Here is a 4,564-nt window from a genome sequence, read left to right as displayed (position 1 = left end):
CTATTGCCCTGTACAACCGCTACCGCCGGGCCCAGCTGCCAGAAAACGTGCAAAAGGACATTACGCCAAAGAATATCTTGATGGCTGGGCCAACTGGGGTCGGCAAGACTGAAATTGCCCGCCGCCTGGCGGACATCGTCGATGCTCCTTTCGTCAAGGTTGAAGCTACCAAGTTCACTGAAGTCGGCTACGTGGGCCGGGATGTGGAATCGATGGTCCGGGAGCTGGCCAATGAAGCTGTCCGGATCGTGGAAAAAGAAGAGTTCGCCAAGGTTGAAGGCCAGGCCATCCGCCAGGCCAACAAGACCCTGGTCCGCCTGCTGGTGCCGGGCGTGAAGAGAAACAACCGGCAAAACCAGATGCAGCAGATGCAGGAAATGATGCAGAGCCTGCTGGCTGGCGGCGGGATACCGGAAGAAACTGAAGAAGTCACTGACGAAATCAGAAACCAAAGACTCAGCGTGGCTGAAAAGCTGGACCGGGGGCTCTTGGAAAACGAAGAAGTTACCATCGAAGTCGAACAAGCTCCTAAGGCCAACCCAATGGGCGACATGATGGGGCAGATGGGGATGGACATGTCCAGCATGCTGGGCGACATGCTCCCTAAGCGGAAGGTCAAGCGGACCCTGCCGGTCAGCCAGGCCAGAAAGCTTTTGGTCCAAGAAGAAGAACATAAGCTGGTCAACTATGATGACATCTACCAAAAGGCCATGGACCGGGCCGGCCAAAGCGGGATCATCTTCATCGACGAAATTGACAAGATTACCGCGGCTGACAAGCGCAACTCCGCCGGCGTCTCAAGAGAAGGGGTTCAAAGAGACATCCTGCCGATCGTTGAAGGTTCAACCGTAAGCACCAAGTACGGTCCCCTGTCAACCGACCACATCCTCTTCATCGCGGCCGGGGCCTTTGCCGAAAGCAAGCCGAGCGACCTCATTCCAGAACTGCAGGGCCGTTTCCCAATCAGAGTTGAGCTGAATGCCTTGACCAAGGACGACTTCGTCAGAATCTTGAAGGACCCGCAAAATTCCCTCTTGAAGCAGTACATTGCCTTGCTGAAGGCTGACGGGGTGGACCTGGTCTTTACGGCAGAAGCAGTCGACAAGATTGCCGAAATCGCCTTTGAGGTCAACCAAGGGACTGATAACATTGGTGCCCGCCGTCTGGCCACTATCTTGGAGAAGCTGCTGGAAGAAGTTCTCTATGAAGGGCCGGACATGGAAATGGGGCAAATTACCATCACCCAGGCATATGTTGAACAGAAGTTAAGTGATATCGTCAAGAATAAGGACTTGACCAAGTTCATCCTGTGATAAGTGTAAAAATGCAATTGAGTTTAGAAAAAAAGAAAAAATAAGAGTATTAAGGGGCAAATAATGGATTATACTATCGAAAATGAAATTCTTAAGGTTACGGTGTCAAGTCACGGGGCAGAACTCCAGAGCGTCATTGGCAAGCATATTGGCAATGAATACATCTGGCAGGCTGACTCGGAAGTCTGGGGCCGGCATGCTCCAGTCTTGTTCCCAATCGTGGGCAAGCTGAAAAACGATGAGTACAGCTATCAAGGCAAGAGCTACCACATGACCCAGCATGGTTTTGCCCGTGACATGGAATTTGCCTTGGAAGAGCAAAGCAAGGAAAAGCTGACCTTCCTTTTGACGGACACGGAAGAAACCAGAGCCGTCTATCCCTTCAAGTTTGAATTCCGGGTCAGCTACGAGCTTTTGAACAACATGATCAAGGAAAGCTTCCACGTCACCAACAAGGGTGAAGGGGACATGATCTTTGGCGTCGGCGGCCACCCAGGCTTTGCCCTGCCAGTTGAAGATGGGGTCAAGAAGGATGACTTTTACCTGCAGGTCAACCCGGCAAAGCCGCGGGCAATGGTGCCGCTGGAAAACGGCCTGCTCAACTGGGAAAAGCGGTCCCTAGCGCCAACTGAAAGCATGATCACCATTACTGACGACCTGTTCAAAAATGACGCCATGGTGCTGGTGATGCGGCACCCGGACAACAAGTTCTCCATCAAGACGGAAACCAGCCGCTTCCATATCAATGTCAGAACTGACTCCGCACCATACGTGGGTGTTTGGTCCCAGTATCCAAAGACCGGCAATTACGTCTGCATCGAACCTTGGTGGGGGATTGCTGACCTCACTGATACCGACGGGAACCTGGAAAACAAGAAGGGGATGAACCGCTTGGCCAGTGGGGAAGACTTTGAAGCCAGCTTCCGCATGTCCTTCCACAGCAAGGTCCGGAGCGAATAAAATAGAGAAAAGCAAAAGTGATTTTTTGCATGAGCTGCCTGAAGCGGGCAGCTTTTTTTATACCCAAAAAGGTCAAAAATATTCTGAAAGCGGGAACAAAAATCAAACGATTTGGACTATAATTAGGGCATAAAGTATGTGTTTGTAAGAAATAGTTGAATTGTGTTTTGGAGGAATAAAAAATGAAGAAGCTGTACAGCGCCCTCGCGGCAGCCGCTTTGACTCCCCTTTGCCTTTTAACGGGCCAGGTAAGTCAGGCCAGTCAGGCAAGCGAATATAATCCGGAGGTCAGAAACTTGCAGGTACGGGAAGGCAACTACCGGATTGCCCGGGACCTGGTCAAGAATGCCAACAAACTGCCAGCCAACACAGTTTATGAATTCGTGCCCGAGCCCAATTTCGCCAAGGCGGGGACCTATCAGACCAGGATCCGCCTGCTTTACCCGGACAACTCAATGGAGACCAGCCAGCAAGTGACCGTCAGCGTTTATGACCATGCTTGGAAGGCTAAGAAGACGGTCAAGAAGCATAAAAAGGTTAATAAGAAGAAGGCCAAAAAGCGGGTAAAGGATGCCAAGCGCTACCAGGCTAAGGTGACGGGGAAGACGACTGCTTTTGGCCAGGCTTTTAAGTCAAAGCGCCTGGTCACCAACCGGGCAAAATTGCCGAAGAAGACCAGCTTCCGCTTCGCCAGAGTGCCAAACTTCAAGCGGGCCGGGACTTACTACACGGCCGTATTAGTCACCTATCCAGACAAGAGCCAAGAATATACCCGGCAAGTCAAGGTGACGGTCAAGCGGCAGACGGACAAGAGCAAGTACCAGCCGAAGATCAAGGGCAAGACCGTCGCTTATGGGGCAAAATTGACTGCTAAGTCCTTAATTAAAAACGCCAAGTCCTTGCCTAAGAAGAGCAAGTACCGGCTCTCGCAAAAGATCAACACTAAGCAAGCAGGGACTTACTTGGTCGCTGTCAAAGTGACTTACCCGGACAAGAGCTGGGAAGTGACGCCTTTTGTTAAAGTCAAAGTCAAGCGGCAGACAGACAAGGCCCACTACCAGGTCAAAATCCGCTCAGGAGTGGTAAAGGCCGGGCAGAAATTGACTCCGGCTCAGCTGGTAACAAACCTTTCCAGTCTGCCAAAGAAGAGCAAGTTTGCCTTCACTGCCCAGCCAAATTGGCAAAAGGCTGGCAGCTACCGGACCAAGATCCAGGTAACTTATCCGGACAAGAGCAAGGAGACCAGTGCCTTTTTGACGGTAACTGTTAAAGATCCAGCTGATTCCACCCGCTACACGCCGGTCCTTTTGGCTGTCCAGACGCAAGCGGGCACGCCAATCGCGGCTTCCAGCTTGATCGCCAACTTTGCTTCTTTGCCTAACGGCAGCCAGGCCAGTTTCGTAACGGCGCCAGATTTTGCCAAAGCAGGCAGCTATAAGACCCAGATCAAGGTGACTTACCCGGACAAGTCGACCTGGACCAGTTCTGAATTCATTATTGAAGTTGCTGCTCCGGCCGCAAGCACACAGAAAAACTGATATTTTTAAGAATATTTTTCAAAATCAAGACTTTTCCGGTCTTGATTTTTTGTTTTTTTAACCTGCCTTTTACAGGAACTTTTGTTATAATAGCGGTTAGTAAGCGGTTACAAAGGAAAGCGTAAAAGATCAAGAAAACATGGGGAAAACAATGAGGAAAATCAAATGTGAGCTTTGCGGACAAAGAGATTTATTAAAAGAGGGCGACCGTTTTGTCTGCCAGTCTTGCGGGGCAGCCTATTCAGCCAGTGAACTGCGCCGGCAATTTGACTTGAAAGACCGGGCAGAAATTTACGCTGAAGCCAAGCAGGCCTACCGGGCTAAACGCTTTAAGCAGGCCAGGCAGCTTTACCTGGCCCTGGCAGATGAAGGGGACCAGCAGGCAGCTTTTTACGCTGCCCTTGCTGGCAGCCAGCTCGATTCCGCGGCTGATTTTGCCCCACTTTTGGGTCAGCTGCGGGCGGCTTTGGCAGCCAGCCGGAAAAGTGGGGGAGAAAGCTACTTTGCTTTTGCCAGCCGGGCTCTGGGTGAAGTGATCGTCTTTGCCCTGGCACTTGAAGAAGAATACGAAGAAGATTTCCAAAAGCAGGCTCAGCGCTTGGAACTGAGCTCTAGGCAGACTTTAGAGAAGGCCCACCGAAAGATGCAGGAAGAAGCAGGCCGGGCCTGGCTCTTGATGAGCCGGGCAGCCCACCTTTGCGTTGGGGAAAGCGATGATTTGGCAGCAGCCAATTCATACTTCTGGGAACTGGT

General features: G+C 51.4%; 4 protein-coding genes. All 4 read left to right on the top strand.

The features are described 5' to 3' along the window. On the top strand, nt 1–1,313 hold a 1,313-nt coding region (hslU, locus tag ACI32D_RS00055), incomplete at its 5' end, for an ATP-dependent protease ATPase subunit HslU (protein ID WP_439774646.1). A gap of 63 nt (nt 1,314–1,376) precedes the next feature. Continuing rightward, nucleotides 1,377–2,273, top strand: coding sequence for an aldose 1-epimerase family protein (locus tag ACI32D_RS00050; protein ID WP_439774645.1), 897 nt, complete (start codon nt 1,377–1,379; stop codon nt 2,271–2,273). 182 nt (nt 2,274–2,455) lie between these two features. Continuing rightward, nucleotides 2,456–3,811, top strand: coding sequence for a Rib/alpha-like domain-containing protein (locus ACI32D_RS00045; protein WP_439774644.1), 1,356 nt, complete (start codon nt 2,456–2,458; stop codon nt 3,809–3,811). A 151-nt stretch (nt 3,812–3,962) separates the two neighbouring features. Further along, on the top strand, nt 3,963–4,564 hold a 602-nt coding region (locus tag ACI32D_RS00040), incomplete at its 3' end, for a hypothetical protein (RefSeq protein ID WP_439774643.1).

It is taken from the genome of Lactobacillus sp. (genome assembly GCF_051873315.1).
GTDB lineage: Bacteria > Bacillota > Bacilli > Lactobacillales > Lactobacillaceae > Lactobacillus.
This window is presented reverse-complemented; position numbering and strand designations above follow the sequence as displayed.